The organism is Chromobacterium sp. Beijing (assembly GCF_021496765.1).
In the GTDB taxonomy this organism is placed as follows: Bacteria; Pseudomonadota; Gammaproteobacteria; order Burkholderiales; family Chromobacteriaceae; genus Chromobacterium.
Genome location: NZ_CP053750.1, coordinates 2,857,554 through 2,871,962, shown reverse-complemented (window position 1 = coordinate 2,871,962; position 14,409 = coordinate 2,857,554). Strand labels below are relative to the sequence as shown.

Sequence of the window (14,409 nt, the reverse complement as noted above, 5' to 3'; positions counted from 1 at the left end):
TTGTCCTTGCTAATGCCGGCGACTCAGATCACGCCGGCCTTGAATAGATCGTGCAGATGCAGCGCGCCTATCAATTTGTTGCTTTCATCTACGACCAGCAGGCTGGTGATCTTGTTCTGTTCCATCAGGAACACCGCCTCGGTGGCCAGCTTTTTGGGGCTGATGGTGCGCGGCGAGCGGCTCATCACCTGATCGATGGTCAGATCGTAAAGGTTGGCGGAACGTTCCAGCGTGCGGCGCAGGTCGCCGTCGGTGTAGACGCCCAGCAGGGCGTCGTCGGCGGCGCAGACGGCCAGCATGCCCAGGCGCTTGCGGGACAGTTCCAGCAAGGCGTCCTTCAGCGGCGTGCCCGGCGCCACCCGCGGCAATTCCTCGCCGCTGTGCATGATGTCGGAAACGTGGACCAGCAGCTTGCGCCCCAGGCTGCCGCCCGGATGCGACAGCGCGAAATCGCCCTGGCCGAAGCCGCGCGCGTCCATCAGCGTGACCGCCAGCGCGTCGCCCAGCGCCATCTGCACCGTGGTGCTGGTTGTGGGGGCCAGGCCCAGCGGGCAGGCTTCCTTCTCCACGCGGGCGTCCAGGTGGATGTCGGCCTCCTGCGCCATGGTGGAGCTTTCGCGTCCGGTCATGCAGATCAAGCGCACGCCCTTGCGCTTCAAGGCCGGCAGCAGGGCGATGATTTCGTCGCTTTCGCCGGAGTTGGACAGCGCCAGCACGATGTCCTGGGCGGTGATCATGCCCAGATCGCCGTGGGCGGCCTCGCCCGGGTGAACGAAGAAGGCCGGCGTGCCGGTGCTGGCCAGCGTGGCGGCGATCTTGCGCGCCACGTGGCCGGACTTGCCCATGCCGGTGATCACCAGACGGCCGGCGCTGGCCAGGATCAGGTCCACGGCGGCGAGAAAGTCGCCGTTCAGGCTGCGCGACAGCGCGGTGAGGGCTTCGGACTCTATCTGCAGGACTTCCCGGGCCAATTGGAGCCGGGACGGAGCTTGTACTTTTTCCATAATTCGAAAGTATATCAAAGGTTATAATCGCTGAACGCAGGCTGGTGCATCTTTTGCTTGGCATGTGTTAAAAATTGCAGTCTTTTTCCTTTCTCTCGCTTCAGGAGCCCCGCCGCGCGATGCATTCGTCACTAGCCCCTATCGTCTTGGTTCTGCTGGCCGCGGTGTTGTCGGTGACCTTGTGCCGCAGCCTGAAAGTGCCGGCCATGCTCGGTTATCTGGTGGTGGGCTTTCTGGCCGGCCCCGGCGTGATGAATCTGATTCCGCAAGGCGAGGAAACCGCCTTTCTCGGCGAGATCGGCATTGTCTTCATGATGTTCTCCATCGGCCTGGAGTTTTCCCTGCCCAAGTTGCGCGCGATGCGGCAGCTGGTGTTCGGCGTCGGCTTCGGTCAGGTGGCGGCCACCATGTTGCTGGTGGGTCTGGCGGTGGGCTGGCTCAGCGGCAGTCCGCTGACCGGTTTCGCCGTCGGCGGTGCGCTGGCGATGTCGTCCACCGCCATCGTCAGCAAATTGCTGAACGAGCGTCTGGAGCTGAACCAGGCCCATGGCCAGCTGGCCATTGGCGTGTTGTTGTTCCAGGACATCGCGGTGGTCCCCTTGCTGATTCTGTTCCCGGCCTTCGCCGGCGGCAGCGACACCTTGTGGATGGACCTGGGCCTGGCGGCGCTGAAGGTGGTGGTGGTGCTGGCCTTGCTGCTGTTCTTCGGCCAGCGCCTGCTGCGGCCGTGGTTCCATCTGGTGGCGCGCCAGCGCTCGGGCGAGCTGTTCATGATCAATGTGCTGCTGGTGACGCTGGGCGTGGCCTGGCTGACCGAGCTGTCCGGCCTGTCGCTGGCCTTGGGCGCCTTTGTCGCCGGCATGTTGATTTCGGAAACCGAATACCGCTATCAGGTGGAGGAGGACATCCGGCCGTTCCGCGACATTCTGCTGGGCTTCTTCTTCGTCACCGTGGGCATGAAGCTGGAACTGACGGTGTTGTTCGAGCGTTTCGGCGAAGTGCTGCTGATGCTGGCCCTGCTGCTGCCGATCAAGGTGGCGGTGGTGTTCGGCGTGGCGCGCGGCTTCCGCCACAAGTCCAATGAATCCATGCGCGCCGCGCTGGCCCTGGCTCAGGGCGGCGAGTTCGGCTTTGTGCTGCTGGCGCTGGCCTTGAACCTGCATCTGGTGCCGGCCGGCACCGCTCAGGCGGCGATCGCCGCGATTCTGATCTCGATGCTGATCGCGCCCTTCCTGATCCTGTACGGGGACAAGATCACCCGCCGTCTGATCAAGCAGGATTGGATGTTCCAGGCGCTGGACCTGCACCATATGTTGGTGGAGAGCATGTCCAAGAGCGACCACGTGGTGATCTGCGGCTACGGCCGCAGCGGTCAGGCGCTGGCGCGCTTGCTGGAGGCGGAGGAGATCCCGTTCTTCGCGCTGGACATGGACCCGGAGCGGGTGCGCGAGGCCGGCGAGGCCGGCGATCCGGTGGTGTTCGGCGACGCCGGCAAGCACGAGGTGCTGGTGGCGGCCGGCCTGATGCGCGCCAAGGCGGTGGTGGTGACTTTCGCCGACACCCACGCGGCCTTGCGTATTTTGAGTTCGGTGGAGCATGCGCGGCCGGGGCTGCCGGTGATCGTGCGCACGGTGGACGACAGCGATATGGATCAGCTGCGCCACGCCGGCGCCGACGAGGTGGTGGCCGAGGTGATGGAGGGCAGCCTGATGTTGGCTTCGCAGGCGCTGCTGGTGGTCGGCGTGCCGCCGAGCCGGGTGGTGCGCCGCATCCGCGCGGTGCGCGAGGAGCGCTACGGCCTGTTCCGCGGCTTCTTCCGCGGCGTCAGCGACGAGGGCGAGGGCATGGACGAGGCCTTGGTGCCGCGGCTGCAGAGCATTCAGGTCTGCACCGGAGCGGCGGCGGTGGGCCAGCCGTTGGCCAATCTGCATCTGCGGGATTTGGGCGTGGAATTGAAGGCGATCCGCCGTCAGCGGGTGCGGCGCACTGATTTCGACGACAGTTTCGAGGTGGAGCAGGGCGACGCGCTGGTGTTGCTGGGCACGCCGGAGCAACTGGCGCTGGCCGAGTACCGGATTCTGCAGGGGGAGTAAGGACCGGCGGGAGGACGTCGAACGGCCCTCGCGGCGTGAGCCGCGGGGGCCGTTCGTCTTGATGCTGTTTGTCGGGCGTTAAGGCAGGATGGTGGTGATCTGCTTTTGCAACTGCTGCTTCAGCGCCTGCTGCTTTTCCACCTCGGTCTTCTTGCCCTTGACCATGGCGTTGAAGTCCAGCGCGTAGACCGGCGCGTTCAGCGGGCCGGTGATCTTCAGCGGCACGTTGACGCCCTTGAGGCGGGCGAAGGCCAGCGGGTTGGCCTGCACGTCCATGGTGTAGTCGACGATGCTTTGCTTCAGGTCTATCTTGCCGCCGCCGCCCACATTCATCAGCTGGGAAGCGAGCTTCAGGTCCTGGCTGCGCGCCACGCCCTTGTCCAGGCGGAAGCTGCTGGACAGCGTGGCGAAGGTGGTTTTCTGGTCGTTCTGCGCGGCGCTGTTCCATTCCTTCAGCTCGGCCGGCAGGTTCTTCAGCGCCGCCACCAGGTCGATGCCGGTCAGCGCGCCGTTGTTCAAGCTCATCTGCACATTGCCGCTCAGGGTGTCGCGCAGCTGGGCGAAGGATTTGCCGTCGGCGTTGATGTCTATCTTGCCGTTGCCCTTGCCGTCCAGGCGGCTGAAGTTGAACAGGTCCACCAGCAGCGGGCGGATCTTCATGCCCTGCAGCGTCTGGTTCACTTTCAGCTGCGGCACGTCGCGGCGGCTGAGGCTGGCGTCGCCTTGCAGCCTGCCTTCGTAGATGTCGGCCGACATCTGGTCCAGCTCCAGCTCGCGCGGGTTGATGCGCACATTGCTGCTGATCTGCTTGATGCGGAAGCGGCCCACCGCCAGCTCGCCCACCGCCACCTTGCCGGTGAGGTCGAACAGGTCCAGCCAGTCCAGCGGGATGTCGCCGGTGTTCTGGAAGATGGCCACCGGATCGCCCTTGCTTTCCGGCAGGTAGCGGTTCAGGTCCAGACGGCCCACCGACACCGTGGCTTCGTGGCGCGGCTTGATCAGGCCGTACTGGCTGACGGTGACGGCGAGGTCGGAGCCGTCCATCTTGCCGGCGACGCGCAGATTGAAGCGCGGCTCGTCCAGATCGCCGTCCAGCGCGCCGTCCATGGTGGACACCAGCTTGCCGCGCGGCAGCAGCGGGGTGGTGATGGTGGAGGTCAGCGCCAAGGGCTGCATCCGCAATTGATTCATGCCGGCCAGGGACAGCGGCGCGTTGAGCTTGACGTTGACCTTGGTGGAGCCGGCCAGCCAGTTGAAGTCGCCGTGCAGCTTGTCGGCGTACAGGCCGGCTTCGTTGAGTTTGAGGTTTTCCAGCGCGGCTTCCAGCTGGTACTGGCTGCGCGCGTAGCTGAGCTTGGCGCTCAGCTGGCCGGAAGGCATGGTCAGCTCGTCGAAGCTGGCGTTGATCTGCGGCAGCGCCAGGTGGACTTCGCTGCTGGGCCGCTCGCTGCTGAAGGCGAGCGCCACATTGCTGCCGGTGGCCTGCAAGGTGGCGAAATTGAGTTTGTACTGGCCGCTGACGGTGAGTTTGCTTTCGCCCAGGCCGGGAACCTGGGTCATCGCCACCGCGTCCAGCGCCTCCAGGCTGACCTGGTCGTCCTGGATGGACAGCGGCGTGTTGACCGCCAGGCGCACCGGGCGCGAGCCCTGTTCCAGGATGGCGCCGGCGCTGAGGCTGGCGCCGCCGCGCAGATCGTCCGCGTCCAGGCTGATGCTGGCGACGCGGCTGTCGGTATGGGTCATCTGGTCGGACAGCACCAGGGTGCCCTCGCGTATCTTCAGCGTGTCCAGCTTGATGGAGAAGCTGCTCTGGCTATGGCGCTGAAACAGATCGGCGATGGACAGGCGGCCGTCTTCGCCGCGGCTGATGTTGGCGCTGGGGCCGTACAGCGCCACCGAGCTCACTTCGCGGTTGCCGAACAGCAGTGGCCACCAGGCCAGGCCGACGCGCAATTCCTCCACGCGGGCAAACGGCGTTTGCTGGCCCGGTTCGGAGACAGAGAGCTTTTCGATCTGGATGCCGGGAGAGGGGAACAATATCGGGGTGACGCGGCCTTCGATGCTGATGACGCGGCCGGTGTCCTGCAAGGCGTGCGACAGGGTGCCGCGCACCTGAGCTTCATTAAATTGCCAGTAGATCAGCGATTGCACCAGCACGACGACCGCCACTAGCGCGGTGAGGCTGTAAACAGCGATGCGAAGCCACAGCCGGCCGGAGTTCAATTTCATGGGTGGATGCTCGGATGGGCCATGCCAGCGGTTTGATCTAGGTTACGGGTTGGGAAATCGGACTGGAGCGGGTGAAGGGAATCGAACCCTCGTCGTAAGCTTGGGAAGCTTCTGCTCTACCATTGAGCTACACCCGCGCGTTTTCGGCTAGAGCGCCCGAATGTAGCGTTTTTTGCCTGTTTTGGCAAGGCGCGCCGCCGCTGTGGGCGGTTCCGGCGACGGCGCGGGCGCTAAGCGATTGATAAAAAAGCACACGCTCAAGAGCCTCCGCCCAGCCCGGCCAGCAGGTCTTCCAGTTGATCGGTGGCCTGGCCCCAGCCGCTGGCGAAGCCCATCGCCTCGTGTTCGCGCAGGTCGGCCTCGGTCCAGTGCAAGACGTCCGCGCGGTAATGCGTCTTGCCGTCGCGGGGCTGGAATTCCAGCGTCACGGTCATGAAGGGCTTGGCCGAAGGCAGCCAGGCTTCGGTGTAAGCGTCGGTGAACACCAGACGGCGCCCGGGCCGCACTTCCAGATAGACGCCGCGATTGGGGAAGTCCTGTCCTTCCGGACTGCGCATCACCACCAGGCTGGAGCCGCCGGGCCGGACGTCCAGTTCGGCCGAGGCCACCGTCCACGGCCGCGGGGTGAACCATTGGCATAGCAGTTCGGGGTCGGTCCAGGCGCGGTAAACCTGTTCCGGCGGAGCGTCGATCAGGCGTTCCAGCGTTAGCCGGTAGGGGGCGTGGGCTTGGCTCATGCGCGGCCTTTAGGGTGAGGGTGTCGGCTCAGATTAGTTCTTTGTCATGAGCTCCGCAATCCCGTTGCCGGAATTTGCCGGCGCAGCGCCTGCGCCAGGCGGGCGACGCCTTGCTCCAGTTGCTCCGCTTCCAGCGCGCCGAAACCCAGGCGCAGCGCCGGGATGTCGCGGCCGTCGTCGGCGAAGGCGCCGCCGGGCAGGAAGCGTACGCCCGCGCTGCGCGCGTCCGCGCCCAGCCGCGGCATGTCCACCCAGGACGGCAGCCGCAGCCAAAGCGCCAGCCCGCCTTCCGGCAGCTCGTATTCGGCCAGGCCGGCCAGATGGCGGTCTATCGCGTCGGCCAGCGCCTGGCGGCGCGCGCGGTAGATGCGCAGCGCGCGGCGGAGATGGCGTTTCAGTTCGCCGCTGTGCATCAGTTCGGCCACCGCCAGTTCGGTGACGGCGTTGCCTTGGCGGTCTATCAGCATGATGTCGGCGGCGCAGCGCTGGATGAGGGCGGGCTCGGCCACCAGGTAGCCGACGCGCAGCCCCGGCGCCAGCACTTTGGACAGGGAGCCGACGTAAACGATGCGCTCGGCGGCGTCCAGGCTGGCCATGGGCAGCACCGGGCTGCGGCTGTAGTGGAATTCGTGGTCGTAGTCGTCCTCGATGATGGCGAAACCGTAGCGTCGCGACAGGGCCAGCAATTGCAGCCGGCGTTCGGCCGGCATCATCCGCGTGGTCGGATACTGGTGGTGAGGGGTCAGGTAGACGGCCTTGACCGGCTGGCTCCGGCACAGCCGCTCCAGCGCGTCCGGACGCATGCCGGCGGCGTCCTGTTCCACGTCCAACGGCCGCGCGCCCAGAGAGCGAAAGGCTTCGCGCGCCGGCGGATAGCTGAGCGCGTCCAGCGCCACCGCGTCGCCGGGCCGCAGCAGCGCGCGGCCGGCCAGATAGATGCCCATCTGGCTGCCGCGCACCAGGCAGATGCGTTCGGCGTCGGCGTTGAGCCCGCGCTCCATGTCCAGCATTTCCGCCAAGGCCTGGCGCAAGGGCAGTTCGCCGCGCGGGTCGCCGTAGGCCAGACGCCCGGCGCGGGCCGCGGCGATCAGCGCGCGGCGGTAGGCGCGGCCCAGCACGTCGAAGGGAATCAGCCGCGAATCCGGCACGCCGTCGCCAAAGTCGATGTCGTCGTGCGCGGGGACGCTTGCGGGCGTCCGCGCGGCGGCCGGCGCGGACCGCGGCGACAGCAGCGGCAGGCTGGGCGCGACGAAGGTGCCGCGCCGGCCCTGCGTCAGCAGCCAGCCTTGCGCCGCCAGTTCCTCGTAGGCCAGCACCGCGGTCTTGCGGTTGATGCCCAGCTGCGCCGCCAGTTCGCGGCTGCCCGGCAGCGGCGCGCCCGGCCGCAGCCGGCCGCGTTGGATGTCGGCGCTGATCTGCTGGGCGATTTGCAGATGCACCGGCAGCCCGCCGTCTCTATCCAGGCTCAGTTGCAAATCCCATTTTCGCAGCATGCCGCGGACTCCTTTCCTGGCTCTCGTTCCCGTTTCTGGACCATCAATCTTATCAAAACTGGATGTTTTTGCTGGTCCAGCGGCAGCTTAAAGTGATCGGGATGGACATTCAAGGAGCGGCAAATGACACAAGAGGCAGACAGCGGCGCAGGCCGCTACCGGCTGGCGGCGATAGAGAGGCTGGGGCGCGAGGTCTGCGGTCTGCAGCTGGAGTGCGCCGACGCGGCGCCGCTGTTTTTCCGCAGCGGGCAATTCGTTTCGGTGACGGCTCCGGGCGGGCTGACGCGCAGTTACTCGATGGCGGCGCCGCCGCGCGCCGACGGCGGCGTGGAGTTGCACGTGCGGCTGCAGCCGGGCGGGGCGTTTTCGGAATGGCTGCGCCGGCAGGCGCGGCCGGGCGACGCGCTTTGGCTGCAAGGGCCCTACGGCGATTGCGTGTGGCGGGAGGACTCCGGCGTCGATCAGGCCGTGATGCTGGCCACCGGCACCGGGATCGCGCCGCTGCGGGCGATGTTGCAGCAGGGCCTGGGCGCGGCCGGGCGGCGGCCGGTGACCCTGTACTGGGGCGGCCGCAAGGCGGACGACCTGTATTTGCTCGAGGAGCTGCGAGCCTGGGAGCGCGAGCGGCCGGGATTCCGCTTCGAGCCGGTGCTGTCCGAGCCCGATCCGGGCTGGGACGGCCGGCGCGGTTTCGTCCAGCAGGCGGCGGCCGAGGATTTTCCCTGTTTGCGCACCGCGGAGGTCTACGCCTGCGGCGCGCCGGCGATGGTGGATGCGGCGCGCCGATTGCTGACGCGGCAGCGCGGCTTGCCGGAAGAGCGTTTCCTGGCCGACGCCTTCCAGCCGGCGGCGTCGGCCGCGCCGAGCGCGGCCCTCATGGCGGTGAGCGTTCGCGCCGCGGACGGCGGGGAGCGGCGGCTGGAAGCGCCCGCCGCCGGCAGCCTGATGCAGGCGCTGGCCGCCGCCGGCCTGATGCGCGGCGTCTGCGGCGGGCAGGCCGCCTGCGGCACTTGCCTGGTGCGCGTCGAGCCGGACTGGTTGCCGCGTTTGCCGGCGATGGAGCGCGCGGAGCGTCGGCTGCTGGCGGCGCTGGAGCTGTCGGAGGCGGACGAGGGCCGCTGCCGGCTGGCCTGCCAGATCGCCCTGCAGCCAAGCTTGCACGGTTTACAGATAGCCATACCCGGGTAGGCGACCGCCTGCCCGCACTCAAGCACAGGAGCATGAAATGGAAGCAAGCATTGAACAATCGGCGCTGGAGGGCGTGGGCCCGGCCTTCGATCCGCAGCAATTGATGGCGGTGCGGGACAAAACCCGGCAGGCGATCGCCCTGATCGCCGCGGCGATGCGGCCGGGCATGCTGGAGGAGGACGCGGTGGAACAGGCCAAGGACATCCTGGCCGAGCGCGGCATGCTGCGCGGCTGGCACGACGTCTACGTGCGTTTCGGCCGCAACACGCTGAAGACTTTCGGCGCGGCCTCCGATCCCGGCGTGCGTCTGGGCGAGGACGATATTTTCTTCATCGACATCGGCCCGGTGTGGAAACAGTGGGAGGGCGACGGCGGCGACAGCTTCGTCACCGGCGCCGATCCCGAGATGGCGCGCTGCGCCGCCGACGCCCGCGCCATCTTCCACGAGGTGAGGCGCAAATGGGCGAGCGAGGGCTGTAGCGGGCGCGAGCTGTACCGCTTCGCCGAGGACTGCGCCGCCGGCCGCGGCTGGGCCTTGAACCTGGATCTGTCCGGCCACCGGCTGGCGGACTTCCCGCACGCGGCCATCCACGAGGGGCCGCTGGCGGAGGTGGACTTCACGCCGGCGCGCATGCTGTGGGTGTTGGAGATCCACATCCGCCATCCGTCCCGGCCTTTCGGCGCTTTCTTCGAGGACATGTTGCTGGAGGATGCCTGCTTCGCGGAGTGAGGGCCGCCTAGGTCTGGCTTAGAGCCTGTTCAAAGTCTCGCGAGCGAGAGCGAGACAAGGCGAAAACGAGCGAAAAAGCGGAATGTACTCGTGGTACATGAGCATTTTGAGCTTGTACTCGCCGTGCAAGGCGGCCTGAAGCGCAGCAGGCTTTGAATAGGTTCTTACAAGCCCAGTTCGCTCAGACCGGGATGATCGTCCGGCCTGCGCCCCAGCGGCCAGTGGAACAGGCGCTCGTCCTCGCGGATGGCTAGATCGTTGATGCAGGCGTAGCGGCGCTGCATCAGGCCGTCGGCGGCGAACTCCCAGTTTTCGTTGCCGTAGGAACGGAACCACTGGCCAGCCTCGTCCCGCCATTCGTAGGCGAAGCGCACCGCGATGCGCTCGCCGTCGTGAGCCCATAGTTCCTTGATCAGCCGGTACTCGTGTTCGCGCCGCCATTTTCGGCTGAGGAAGTCGATGATCTGCGCGCGGCCGCGCGGGAATTCGGCGCGGTTGCGCCATTGGCTGTCTTCGGTATAGGCCTGGGCCACGCGTTCCGGATTGCGGCTGTTCCAGCCGTCTTCGGCCAGGCGGACCTTGAGGATGGCGCTGTCGCGATCGAAGGGCGGCAGCGGCGGGCGGAGTTCTGGTGCGTGCATGACGACGTTCCTGTCTGGTGAGGGAAGGCGCCCAGTGTGCGCCGGGCCGGCGGCAGGCGGAATATCCGCGGCGGACAATGCAGTGTTGCGCGGAGCGGAAGAACGCGTCCGGCGCGGACTGGCGCGCCGCCCGCGCTTGAGGCAGACTGCCGGACTGGGGCGCTCCGCCAGATCTTGCCGAATCCACGCCGTGAACAAATACAGCCAAATCTTTTCCGACATCGTCGCCGACATCGACAACCAGCGTTACCAGCAAGGCGACCGCATTCCTTCCGAAACCGAGCTGATGCAGGGCTACGAGGCCAGCCGCGGCACCGTGCGCAAGGCGGTGGACATGTTGCAGGAGCGCGGCTATGTGCAGAAGATTCACGGCAAGGGCGTGTTCGTGCTGCGCTCCGGCAATATCGAGTTCCAGCTCAGCGGCATCGTCAGCTTCAAGGAGGCGCATCAGCACCTGGGTCGCCGCGTCAGCTCCCGGGTGGCGGAGATGGAGACGGTGCCGGCGGACGCGCAACTGGCGCGTCTGCTGGACGTGCGCGAGAAAACCCCGCTGCTCAAGATCAAGCGGGTGCGCAATATCGATAATGAAAACGTGATCCTGGACATCAATTACTTCGTGGCCAGCCTGGTGCCGGGCCTGGACCGGGAGGCCGCCGCCGGCTCCATCTACGAATTCATCGAACAGCGGCTGGGCCTGAACATCAGTTACGCGCGCCGGGTGATAGAGGCGCAGGCCTGCGGCGACGACGATCGCCGCTATCTGGATCTGAACGGCATGGACCACGTGATCGTGGTCAAGAACCACACCCATCTCTACGACGGACGTCAGTTCGAATACACCGAGTCCCGCCACCGGCTGGACAAATTCTTCTTCTCCGACGTCGCCCGCCGCAAATAGCGGCGCGGCGGCGCGCGCCGTCATTCCTTGATCTGAAGCGATCCGTCGCGCCTGTTGCGTTCACGCACGGAGGCGTTTGATTTTGCGCAAACTCGTCTATACGAGTGTTGACACAACTCGTCTGTACCAGTTAGCGTGCCATCAGCATCGGCGGCGCTTGCCAATATCGCCGCCAGGTTTGATAACGGGCTAGACGGCGCAGACCGTCGGCCGAGAGATACAGGGACCCTCAGATGAGCCACGATTACCAGAAGATAGCCGCGCAGATACTCGAAGCGGTGGGCGGCCGCGACAACCTCCAGCAGGCCGCGCACTGCATTACCCGGCTGCGCCTGTCCTTGAAGGACGAAAGCCGGGTGGACCAGGAGGCCTTGCGCCAGGTGGACCTGATCAAGGGTCAGTTCAGTCACGGCGGCGTGTTTCAGATCGTGATCGGCTCCGGCGACGTGGACCGGGTCTACCAGCCCTTGATCGAACTGGCGGCGCTGCAGCGCGCCACCGTGGCCGAGGTCAAGGCCAGCGGCGATCAGAAGCAGGGCCGCTTGCAACAGCTGGTCAAGGTGTTCTCCGACGTGTTCATGCCCATCCTGCCCGCCATCATCGTGGCCGGCCTGCTGATGGGCTTGAACAATCTGCTGGGCGCCAAGGGCATGTTCATCGACGGCAAGAGCCTGCTGGACGCCTACCCGGGCCTGGACGGGGTGTGGGGCTGATCAATATGATGGCCAACACCTCCTTCGTCTTCCTGCCGGCGCTGGTGGGCTGGTCGGCGGCCAAGCGCTTTGGCGGCAGTGAGGTGCTGGGCATCGTGCTGGGCCTGCTGCTGGTGCATCCGGACCTGCTCAACGCCTGGAACTACGGCAAGGCCGCCGCCGGCCTGGACGGCGCCGCGCTGCCGTATTTCGATGTGCTGGGCTGGTTCCGCATTGAGAAAGTGGGCTACCAGGGGCAGATTCTGCCCATCCTGGCCGCCACCTGGGTGATGTGCAGGGTGGAGCTGTGGCTGCGGCCGCGGGTGCCCAATTCCGTCCAGCTGCTGGTGGTGCCCATCGTCACCATCGTGGTCAGCGGGGTGCTGGCGCTGGCGGTGATCGGCCCGGTGGCGCGCCACCTGGGCATCGCCATCACCGACGCGCTGGTCTATGTGTTCAACCTGGCGCCCGTGCTGGGCGCGATGCTGTTCGGCGCCTTGTACGCGCCGCTGGTGTTGACCGGCATGCACCATATGTTCATCGCGGTGGATCTGCAGCTGATCGCCAACCAGGGCGGCACCTTCATCTGGCCGATGATCGCCTTGTCCAATATCGCCCAGGGCAGCGCCGCGCTGGCGATGTTCTGGCTGGCGCGCGCCAGCAATGAGAGGAGCATGGCGTCCACCTCGGCGATTTCCGCCTTCTTCGGCATCACCGAGCCGGCGATGTTCGGCGTCAACCTGCGCTACAAGCTGCCGTTCTACGCGGCGCTGGCCGGTTCCGCGCTGGCGGCGGCCACCATCACCCTCAGCCATGTGCGCGCTTCGGCGATAGGCGTCGGCGGCCTGCCGGCCTTCATCTCCATCATTCCGCAGCAGATTCCGATGTTCCTGGTGGGCATGGTGGTGGCCCTGGTGACGCCGTTCGCGCTGACCTGGGTATTGGCGCGCCGTCAGCTGCCGCAGTCCTGATACGAAAGCCGTTCCGATGAACAAGAATTTGAAATCCGCGGTGGTGTACCAGATTTACCCCAAGAGCTTTTACAGCCACCACGGCACGGCCACCGGCGATCTGCTGGGGGTGGCGGACAAGCTGGACTACCTGGCCTGGCTGGGGGTGGATTATCTCTGGCTGACGCCGTTCTACCGCTCGCCGCAGCGCGACAACGGCTACGACGTCAGCGATTACTACGCCATAGACCCGGCCTACGGCAGCATGGCCGATTTCGAACTGCTGCTGGCCGAGGCGCGGCTGCGCGGCATCGGGGTGATGCTGGACATCGTGGTCAACCACACTTCCACCGAGCATCCGTGGTTCCGTCAGGCCTTGCAGGGCCGGGACAATCCCTATCGGGATTTCTACATCTGGCGCGACCGGCCCAATAACTGGCGCTCCAAGTTCGGCGGATCGGCCTGGAGTGGGACGAGGCCAGCGGCCAGTATTATCTGCACCTGTTCGACAAGACCCAGGCGGATCTGAACTGGGACAACCCGGCGGTGCGGCGCGCGGTGTTCGACATGATGAACTTCTGGGCGGACAAGGGCGTGTCCGGTTTCCGGCTGGACGTGATCAATCTGATTTCCAAGGACCCGGCCTTTTCCGAGGACGACAGCGACGGCCGCCATTTCTACACCGACGGCCCACGGGTGCACGAATACCTGCAGCAGATGCACCGCGAGGTGTTCGCCGGCCGCGATCTGATGACGGTGGGGGAGATGTCGTCCACCTCGCTGGAGCACTGCGTCGCCTATTCGCATCCCGAGCGGCGCGAGTTGTCGATGACCTTCAACTTCCACCATTTGAAAGTGGATTACCCGGACGGCGAGAAATGGCGCGCGGCGCCCTTCGATTTCATCGCGCTCAAACGCATCCTGTCTGATTGGCAGCGCGGCATGCACGAGGGCGGCGGCTGGAACGCGCTGTTCTGGTGCAACCACGATCAGCCGCGAGTGGTGTCGCGCTTCGGCGACGCCGGCCGCTACCGGCTGGAGTCCGCCAAGATGCTGGCGACCACGCTGCACGGCCTGCAAGGCACGCCCTACATCTATCAGGGCGAGGAAATCGGCATGGCCAACCCCGGCTTCGCCGATATCGACGACTACCGCGACGTGGAAACCCGCAACGCCTATCGCCAGCTGCTGGCCGACGGCCTGGGGCGGGAAGAGGCGATGGCGGCGATCCGGCAGAAGTCGCGCGACAACTCGCGCACGCCTATGCAATGGGACGACGGCCGCTTCGCCGGCTTCTCGCGGCGCGAGCCGTGGATAGGGCTGGCGCCGGACGCGGAGACGGTGAACGTCGCCGCCGCGCGCCGCGACCCGGACTCGGTGCTGCAGCATTACCGGCGTTTGATCGCGCTGCGCAAGCAGTACCCGATCTTCAGCGACGGCGATTACCGCTGCCTGACGCCGGACGATACGGCGCTATGGGTCTACGCGCGGACCGGAGCGCGCGAGAAGCTGCTGGTGATCAGCAATTTCAGCGCCGAGGAGCGCGACTATTCGCCGCCGGCCGACTACCTGGGCCCGGATCACGCCTGGCAGCTGCTGTGCGCCAATTATGCCGACGCGGCGGCGCATCCCGCCCGGGCGCGGCTGCGGCCTTACGAATCGTTGATGTACCGCGCCGTTCTGAACTGAGCCTCAGATTTTCGAGGAGTGAATCCTCTGCGAGCTGCCGGCATTCCCGGCCGGCAGGCCGCGCT

General features: G+C 66.3%; 11 protein-coding genes, 1 tRNA gene and 1 pseudogene. 7 read left to right on the top strand and 6 right to left on the bottom strand.

Annotated features, from left to right (window positions below; translation table 11 throughout):
- Nucleotides 1-23 precede the first annotated feature (23 nt).
- Nucleotides 24-1,004: a KpsF/GutQ family sugar-phosphate isomerase gene (locus HQN78_RS13295; RefSeq protein ID WP_227107058.1), complete on the bottom strand. Its 981-nt coding sequence runs from the start codon at nucleotides 1,002-1,004 to the stop codon at nucleotides 24-26.
- A 119-nt stretch (nucleotides 1,005-1,123) separates the two neighbouring features.
- Between HQN78_RS13295 and HQN78_RS13290 the strand changes: the two genes are divergently transcribed.
- Nucleotides 1,124-3,097, top strand: coding sequence for a cation:proton antiporter (locus HQN78_RS13290; RefSeq protein ID WP_107798249.1), 1,974 nt, complete (start codon nucleotides 1,124-1,126; stop codon nucleotides 3,095-3,097).
- 78 nt (nucleotides 3,098-3,175) lie between these two features.
- Here HQN78_RS13290 and HQN78_RS13285 read toward each other — a convergent pair whose 3' ends face one another.
- From HQN78_RS13285 to HQN78_RS13270, 4 genes are all read right to left on the bottom strand, one after another.
- The gene (locus tag HQN78_RS13285; protein ID WP_107798250.1) at nucleotides 3,176-5,326 is read right to left on the bottom strand and encodes an AsmA family protein; all 2,151 of its coding nucleotides are present in this window, start codon (nucleotides 5,324-5,326) and stop codon (nucleotides 3,176-3,178) included.
- Nucleotides 5,327-5,389: 63 nt separating this feature from the next.
- Nucleotides 5,390-5,463: transfer RNA gene (locus HQN78_RS13280), tRNA-Gly, on the bottom strand.
- A gap of 120 nt (nucleotides 5,464-5,583) precedes the next feature.
- Complete coding sequence (locus HQN78_RS13275) at nucleotides 5,584-6,063, bottom strand: SRPBCC family protein (protein WP_235084264.1); 480 nt, start codon at nucleotides 6,061-6,063, stop codon at nucleotides 5,584-5,586.
- A 44-nt stretch (nucleotides 6,064-6,107) separates the two neighbouring features.
- Nucleotides 6,108-7,556: a PLP-dependent aminotransferase family protein gene (locus HQN78_RS13270; protein WP_235084263.1), complete on the bottom strand. Its 1,449-nt coding sequence runs from the start codon at nucleotides 7,554-7,556 to the stop codon at nucleotides 6,108-6,110.
- Between the two features lie 123 nt (nucleotides 7,557-7,679).
- Here HQN78_RS13270 and HQN78_RS13265 point away from each other — a divergent pair, with 123 nt between their 5' ends.
- Together HQN78_RS13265 and HQN78_RS13260 are read left to right on the top strand one after the other, a co-directional pair.
- Entirely contained in the window at nucleotides 7,680-8,744 is a 1,065-nt protein-coding gene (locus HQN78_RS13265) for an FAD-binding oxidoreductase (protein ID WP_235084261.1), read from the top strand.
- A 37-nt stretch (nucleotides 8,745-8,781) separates the two neighbouring features.
- A complete protein-coding gene (locus HQN78_RS13260) occupies nucleotides 8,782-9,474 on the top strand; it encodes a M24 family metallopeptidase (protein WP_107798254.1) in 693 nt (230 codons plus the stop codon).
- A 164-nt stretch (nucleotides 9,475-9,638) separates the two neighbouring features.
- Here the strand turns inward: HQN78_RS13260 and HQN78_RS13255 are convergent, their stop codons facing one another.
- Nucleotides 9,639-10,115, bottom strand: coding sequence for a nuclear transport factor 2 family protein (locus HQN78_RS13255; protein ID WP_235084259.1), 477 nt, complete (start codon nucleotides 10,113-10,115; stop codon nucleotides 9,639-9,641).
- A 190-nt stretch (nucleotides 10,116-10,305) separates the two neighbouring features.
- Between HQN78_RS13255 and treR the strand changes: the two genes are divergently transcribed.
- The 4 genes and pseudogenes from treR to treC all read left to right on the top strand — a co-directional run bounded on the left by treR (nucleotide 10,306) and on the right by treC (nucleotide 14,344).
- A complete protein-coding gene (gene treR / locus HQN78_RS13250; RefSeq protein WP_199225800.1) occupies nucleotides 10,306-11,013 on the top strand; it encodes a trehalose operon repressor in 708 nt (235 codons plus the stop codon).
- 233 nt (nucleotides 11,014-11,246) lie between these two features.
- The gene (locus HQN78_RS13245; protein ID WP_235084252.1) at nucleotides 11,247-11,726 is read left to right on the top strand and encodes a PTS transporter subunit EIIB; all 480 of its coding nucleotides are present in this window, start codon (nucleotides 11,247-11,249) and stop codon (nucleotides 11,724-11,726) included.
- Nucleotides 11,717-12,676, top strand: coding sequence for a PTS transporter subunit EIIC (locus HQN78_RS13240; protein WP_235084248.1), 960 nt, complete (start codon nucleotides 11,717-11,719; stop codon nucleotides 12,674-12,676). The genes HQN78_RS13245 and HQN78_RS13240 overlap by 10 nt, the downstream gene beginning before the upstream one ends.
- 16 nt (nucleotides 12,677-12,692) lie before the next feature.
- Nucleotides 12,693-14,344 (top strand): annotated as a pseudogene (gene treC, locus HQN78_RS13230) (alpha,alpha-phosphotrehalase).
- Nucleotides 14,345-14,409 lie beyond the last annotated feature (65 nt).